7 protein-coding genes are annotated in these 5,845 nt (G+C 30.2%); 6 read left to right on the top strand and 1 reads right to left on the bottom strand.

Annotation, left to right across the window (positions count from 1 at the left end):
- Positions 1 to 333: 333 nt before the first annotated feature.
- From N4A57_RS01580 to N4A57_RS01560, 5 genes are all read left to right on the top strand, one after another.
- Complete coding sequence (locus N4A57_RS01580) at positions 334 to 1,035, top strand: hypothetical protein (protein WP_293655644.1); 702 nt, start codon at positions 334 to 336, stop codon at positions 1,033 to 1,035.
- A 157-nt stretch (positions 1,036 to 1,192) separates the two neighbouring features.
- Positions 1,193 to 1,492, top strand: coding sequence for a hypothetical protein (locus N4A57_RS01575; RefSeq protein ID WP_293655643.1), 300 nt, complete (start codon positions 1,193 to 1,195; stop codon positions 1,490 to 1,492).
- A 91-nt stretch (positions 1,493 to 1,583) separates the two neighbouring features.
- Positions 1,584 to 2,732, top strand: a complete 1,149-nt coding sequence (locus N4A57_RS01570; protein WP_293655642.1) for an aminotransferase class V-fold PLP-dependent enzyme — start codon at positions 1,584 to 1,586, stop codon at positions 2,730 to 2,732.
- Positions 2,733 to 3,067: 335 nt separating this feature from the next.
- Positions 3,068 to 3,565, top strand: coding sequence for a DUF4446 family protein (locus N4A57_RS01565; protein ID WP_293655641.1), 498 nt, complete (start codon positions 3,068 to 3,070; stop codon positions 3,563 to 3,565).
- Positions 3,566 to 3,640: 75 nt separating this feature from the next.
- Positions 3,641 to 3,907: a YkuS family protein gene (locus N4A57_RS01560; RefSeq protein ID WP_293655640.1), complete on the top strand. Its 267-nt coding sequence runs from the start codon at positions 3,641 to 3,643 to the stop codon at positions 3,905 to 3,907.
- 172 nt (positions 3,908 to 4,079) lie between these two features.
- Here N4A57_RS01560 and yyaC read toward each other — a convergent pair whose 3' ends face one another.
- Positions 4,080 to 4,670, bottom strand: coding sequence for a spore protease YyaC (gene yyaC, locus N4A57_RS01555; RefSeq protein WP_293655638.1), 591 nt, complete (start codon positions 4,668 to 4,670; stop codon positions 4,080 to 4,082).
- Between the two features lie 130 nt (positions 4,671 to 4,800).
- On the opposite strand from yyaC, the gene aroE reads away from it, so the two are divergent.
- Positions 4,801 to 5,655: a shikimate dehydrogenase gene (aroE, locus tag N4A57_RS01550; protein WP_293655636.1), complete on the top strand. Its 855-nt coding sequence runs from the start codon at positions 4,801 to 4,803 to the stop codon at positions 5,653 to 5,655.
- Positions 5,656 to 5,845 lie beyond the last annotated feature (190 nt).

Here is a 5,845-nt window from a genome sequence, read left to right as displayed (position 1 = left end):
ATGCTACTCCAACATGACACATGAACCTATATACGAAGATTCACACTTTCGCTTGTGACAAGGACTTGGGTGGAAAAGATTTTCAATATATTTTCCTGAAATAGGCTCACATAAAGCAAGTTTATACACCAGAAATCTATAAATCTTTGGAGGATATAAGATTTTTTTATTTCTAAGAGAAAATATTCTTAATTTTGTTAGTTATAGACATATAGTAATTGCTTGAGTTTAAGAAAATTATGTATCAACTTAAAAATAATTTGTTGTTAATTTTTACATGCGAAATATGATATATAATAGCTTAATAATCGTACAGAAAGGGGCGATCTAAATATGACTTATGTAAATACAGTAGGGAGACAAAGTTATACTGCAAATTACAAACAAAATATATTAGCAAAAAATAATAACAAAAAAAAAGACTTTAATAGTATATTGAATAAGCAAAAAGAAACAGAAAACGAATTTGCATATGAAATTAATAATGTATTGAGGAAGCAAGGAGAAACAGAATATCAATTTCGATATAGACTTAATAATTATGGTAAAAAGGTATTCGATTTATCAGGAATGATAGGGGAAATAGAAAATTCATTAATAACTCCAGAGGTAAAGACCCATGAAGAACCAGAATATAAAGTATACAGAACGTTCATGTATAAACCAAATACTAATAATGAAGAAACAGTATGCGTTGATGTAAATTTAAGAAATTACAGAAAAAAAGGAGAACTAGATGATAAAACATTTAAAAATACAGTAGGTAAGGCCATATTAATCATTGATAAAATGGTCTCTGCATGGTCTAAGATGGGAATTACAGTGACAGACAAAGTAAGTGTAGAACTTGAATATAATAATGATAAAGGGGAAGTGAACTTTGACCCAATTGTTAATTTGATTAAAAAAGATTTTCAATCTAAAATAGAAGAACTATCTGTAGATAAGGAGTCAGCAGAAAAACTAGAAAAAATCAAGCAAGAACTTGAAGATTCTATTTTTAAAATATTAGATAAAGATTATAAAAACAAATAGAAAAATTAAAAGGTAAAATTTCTAATAAGATATTATAAATTCATAGAAGAACCTTATAGTTCAAAAAAAACTATAAGGTTTTTCTATGTTACTCTTTTGATAAAAGGCATAAAAGATTATAATATATATGATAAAGTGAAAAGAGGGAGGAATAAAAATGGATTTTTATACTGAATCTTTATTGGATATACCAGAGGAAATATCAGAGGTTCCTTTTACTAGGATGGAAGAAAGAATAAAAGATGAACTTAAAGAAGATTTTATGAAATTAAAAGAACGAGTTGGGGAAGAATACTTTGAAAAGTATTTTAATAGCCTAATTAGGATAAATAAGCATGAGAAGGACTTACTTATAATAACTTCTAGAGAAAGTCACAGATCTATTATAATGAGAGAATTTTTTGATCACATTAAAGAAGTGTTTAATGTGAATAATATAATAATAGCAAAGCAATAAATATGTATAGTGTTTCACGTGAAACATAAGAGATAATAATAGAAACGAGTTTATTATAAAGTGCATAATATGATATGGAAGGGGTGATTTTATGATCTATTTAGATAATGGAGCTACTAGTTTTCCTAAACCAGAGAGTGTTTATGTAGCCATGGATCATTGTATGAGAAACTATTGTGCTAATCCTGGAAGAGCAGGACATAAGCTTGCATTACAAGCGGGTAGAGGAATACACAGAACTAGGGAGCTCGTTTGTAAATTATTTAATATAGAAAATCCCATGAGGGTAATTTTTACTTCTAATGCTACGGATTCTTTAAATTTAGGTATAAAGGGTTTTCTAAGTAAGGGAGACCATGTTATAACTACTAGTATGGAGCATAACTCTGTTATAAGACCTATTAAGGCATTAGAAAAGTATGGAGTGACAAACACTGTAGTTCAATGTGAAAAGGATGGGACTCTTAATATTAATAATCTAGAAAGATCCATAAGACATAATACTAAAATGATAGTTATGACCCATGCATCTAATGTGACAGGTACATTAATGCCCATAGAAGAAGTGGGTATGATTGCTAAAAGTAGAAATATTATATTTTTAGTAGATGCAGCTCAAAGTGCAGGAATATACCAAATAGATGTACAGAAGATGAACATAGATATGTTAGCCATGCCAGGTCATAAGGGGTTGCTAGGTCCCCAAGGAACAGGTATTTTATATGTAAGGGAAGGACTAAATATAAGGCACTTAAAAGAAGGTGGAACAGGAAGTAAATCAGAATCCCTTATCCAACCAGATATAGCTCCAGATAAATATGAAAGTGGAACTAATAATACCTGTGGAATTGTAGGATTAGGAGCAGGAATAGAGTTTTTGTTAGAAGTGGGGTTAGAAAAAATAAGGAATCACGAAAAGAAATTAACCCAATATATGATAGATGGCTTGAAAAAGATAGATAGGGTTAAAATATATGGCCCTGTAAATTGTGAGAAACAAGGAGCTGTTGTATCCATGAACTTAGAAGGTCTAGATTGTTCTGAACTGGGTTATATTTTAGATAGGGATTTTAACATAGGTGTAAGAACTGGTCTTCATTGTGCTCCCCTAGCCCATAAGACTATAGGAACCTTAGAAGAAGGAACAGTTAGGCTTAGCATGGGATATTTTAATACTAAAGAAGATATAGATAAGGCAGTAGATGCAATTAAGAAAATAAGTGAACAATTAGACAAATAGACCCATGTGATGATGGGTTTATTTTATTGTATAAGAATATGCTTAAGCATATATAGATTTCGCAACACTAAGGTTTCTGTATACAGTAACTTGCCTATAAGGGAGAATATATTGAAAATTTTTGGAATTGAGGAACGTCACAACATCCTATGCTACTCTAACATGACTCATGAAACTATCTACGAAGATTCACACTTTTGCTTGTGACAAGGACTTCAATGGAAAAAATTTTCAATATATTTTCCTGAAATAGGCTCACATAAAGCTAGTTTATGAATACGAAATCTATAAGTGTCCCTTTTATGCTATAATAGAAAAGTTAAAGGAGGGATAATATGAATCACATTATGAATCTTATAGAATTAAACACAGAATCTCTTATTTTAGGACTTATCTTATTAAATATTATAATGTTTATATTTATATTAGTTCAACGAAAAGGGATAGAGAAGCTTAATAAAAGATATGATAAATTAAGTGATGGACTAGACAATAAAAGTTTAGAAGAAATTGTATCTAAATATTATGAACATATTAAATTCTTATTGGAAGAAAATAATGAAAACAAAGAAAAATTAGAAGAACTAAGTACTATTATGAAAACTTGTGTTCAAAAGGTAGGAATAATACAATACAATGCATATGAAGATGTGGGGGGCAATTTGAGTTTTAGTATGGCCCTATTAGATGGAAATTATGACGGAATCATATTCACTAGCTTATATGGAAGACATAATACGGTCACATATGGAAAGAAAATAGTAAATAAAGAGCCTCAGACGAGTCTTTCTGACGAGGAAAGGAAAGTATTAGAAATTGCCATAAATTATTAAGAAATTAGGAAAAAATTAACTATTATAGTATAAAAAATAAATCTTCTAGTAATAATAGTTCTAGGAGGTGTGCGTATGCCAAAGGTTGTAGCAATTCCCAATAATCTTGAACAAATAGGAAGAGAGCTAGATGCTAGAGGATATGAAGTAGTCCATGATAAGTATGATGGATATGTAGATGCTATCCTTTATGATAGCAGAGAGAGTTCTTTGGCCTATTTAAATAATTATGACAATGTTTTAGATATGGAAAGAGGAGCAATTGTAGTAGACGTACATAATAAAGGTCTAAGAGATATAATATATGCCATAGAGCATAGAAGTTATGAAGGATTATTTTAGGCATATTCAAAAAATAAATTAGTCATTTCACTGGTTATTTGAATTATTTTCTTCGTTATGGAGTCGATTATATATGTTTAATACGCTCACTCTCCATGCCTTGAAAATAATCCAAATGTCTTAGAGAACCGACTAGTTTATTTTTTTATATCCCTTCTCAATTTCAATATATCTAAGATAGATTAATTTGTTTTTGTCTATTGAAATTCCAAAGACAATGGCGAATGCCTTCAGATATGGTATCTGCCATTTTCATTACTAAATTAAGACGTGTATTTTGAAGAACTATGTATTCCATAAAACCACTTAAATTAACTATTCCCGTAACATATATATCACCTACAGCTGGTAGGTTTTTATTTACTCCAGCACCAGGTCGTATGGAACCACTGCCCACCTTAATATGACCTATTCTAGCAGATTTTCCTAAACAGGCATCAATGGCTATAACAAAAGGTTTAGTATAGTTAGAGTATATGTCATCAATACTATCCTTTAAATTTTTTGCATGGACAGGATTATCTAAAGTTCCATGGACATGAAAATTAGGAATCATTTTACAGTAACGTTCTAACTTGTACCCAACTAATGGTCCTAAAGAATCACCTGTAGATCTGTCTGTTCCAATGCACATAATGATAATTTCTTCATAATTAGGTGTGTAATGAGTTTCAAAACACTCTTTAAAGGCTCTATTGAAATTTAAATAGGGCATATTTCCATTTATATCAATAGAGGGGGTTGTAATTTTCTTATCAAACATGAGATAGTTTGTCCTCCTATAGGAAAATATATATTAAGAGTATTCCCTAAACAGCATAGAAAATACGTAGATAAATAATTAAAAAAGTGGTATTGTATAGAATAAGAAAAAGTCTAAAGGGGTTGATAGTATGAATCATAGAATAAAAGGAAGTACTAAATTATATGCAGTTATAGGAGATCCCATAAATCATAGTTTATCACCAGAGTTACATAATACTCTATTTGACCGTGGAGAAAGTGACTCTGCATATATACCACTTAAGATAAGATATGATGAATTAGGGGAGAATATACATACTTTAAGAAATAATTTATGTGGATTTAATATAACTAAACCCCATAAACAAAATATAATTGAGTACTTAGACCATATGGACGAGACTTCAAAGGTATATAATGCAGTAAATACGGTGAAGGTGGAAAATGGTAAGTTCATGGGCTATAATACGGATGGGTATGGATTTTCAAAGAGTATAGAACATTTAAATTTGGAAGGAAAAAAAGTATTATTATTAGGTGCCGGTGGTGCTGCAAGTGTAGTTTTATATGAATTACTTAAAAAGGGTGCCAGGGTACATGTGAAAAATAGAAGTAGAAAAAAAGCTGAGGATATGGTAGAAAATATATTGAAATTTAGTAGTAATAAGAATACACATATATGTGATGAAATAAATGATAATTATCATATGATAGTAAACTCAACACCTTTAGGAATGGGTGAGTACAAAGGAATTATGCCCATAGAGGAAATACATTTAGAAGAGGTAAAGGTAGCTTATGATTTAATATATAATCCTTATCACACAGAATTTTTAAGAAAAGCTAAAGAAAAGGGTGCACAAGTCATAAATGGATTTGAAATGTTATTTTATCAAGGCATAAGAGCACAGGAAATTTGGCAAGGTGAAAAAATTCATGAAGATATGGTGATGAAGGTATATGAGGATATTAATAAATATTTTGAAGATAAGTTTAGAGACTAAAATAATATAGATTTCTGGTGTATAAACTTGCTTTATGTGGGCCTATAAGGGAAAATATATTGAAAATCTTTTCCACCCAAGTCCTTGTCACAAGCGAAAGTGTGAATCTTCGTATATAGGTTCATGAGTCATGTTGGAGTAGCATAGGATGTTGTGACGTTCCAGGGTTCCAAAGATTTTCAATATATTT

Origin of the sequence: Anaeromicrobium sp. (genome assembly GCF_025210435.1) — a bacterium.
GTDB lineage: Bacteria > Bacillota > Clostridia > Peptostreptococcales > Thermotaleaceae > Anaeromicrobium.
Note: the sequence above shows the minus strand (reverse complement) of the source record. Positions and strands in the feature narration are given on the sequence as shown.

Bases quoted from the DNA above. Each gene is read 5' to 3' on its own strand.
- yyaC (WP_293655638.1), bottom strand. From the start codon at position 4,670: ATGTTTGATAAGAAAATTACAACCCCCTCTATTGATATAAATGGAAAT.
- N4A57_RS01580 (WP_293655644.1), top strand. From the start codon at position 334: ATGACTTATGTAAATACAGTAGGGAGACAAAGTTATACTGCAAATTAC.
- aroE (WP_293655636.1), top strand. From the start codon at position 4,801: ATGAATCATAGAATAAAAGGAAGTACTAAATTATATGCAGTTATAGGA.
- N4A57_RS01570 (WP_293655642.1), top strand. From the start codon at position 1,584: ATGATCTATTTAGATAATGGAGCTACTAGTTTTCCTAAACCAGAGAGT.
- N4A57_RS01565 (WP_293655641.1), top strand. From the start codon at position 3,068: ATGAATCACATTATGAATCTTATAGAATTAAACACAGAATCTCTTATT.
- N4A57_RS01575 (WP_293655643.1), top strand. From the start codon at position 1,193: ATGGATTTTTATACTGAATCTTTATTGGATATACCAGAGGAAATATCA.
- N4A57_RS01560 (WP_293655640.1), top strand. From the start codon at position 3,641: ATGCCAAAGGTTGTAGCAATTCCCAATAATCTTGAACAAATAGGAAGA.